Source organism: Aeromonas sobria (assembly GCF_050266975.1).
GTDB classification, from domain to species: domain Bacteria; phylum Pseudomonadota; class Gammaproteobacteria; order Enterobacterales; family Aeromonadaceae; genus Aeromonas; species Aeromonas sobria_B.
Genome location: NZ_JBKISU010000166.1, coordinates 1 through 211, shown reverse-complemented (window position 1 = coordinate 211; position 211 = coordinate 1). Strand labels below are relative to the sequence as shown.

General features: G+C 61.6%; 1 protein-coding gene. It reads right to left on the bottom strand.

The annotated features are described in order from the left end of the window. On the bottom strand, window positions 1-211 hold a 211-nt coding region (locus tag ACLHZ1_RS20945), incomplete at both ends, for a hypothetical protein (RefSeq protein WP_427263576.1).

The following is a 211-nucleotide window of genomic DNA, read 5'->3' as shown; positions in this document are numbered from 1 at the left end:
TCACCGCCGCACCATCGGCCCCCTGCACGTCGTTGCTGATGACGTTGCCGTTCAGCACCAGGTTGTTCTCGCTCGCCGTGGCCGGGTTGCTGTCGTTCACCGCCGTCGGCACGTCGTCGACGATCTGTACGCTCAGGGTGTTCGAGGCCGAGTCACCATCGCTGTCTATCAGGCTCACCGCAAAGTTTTCAAACAGGCTGTTGTTGCCGTC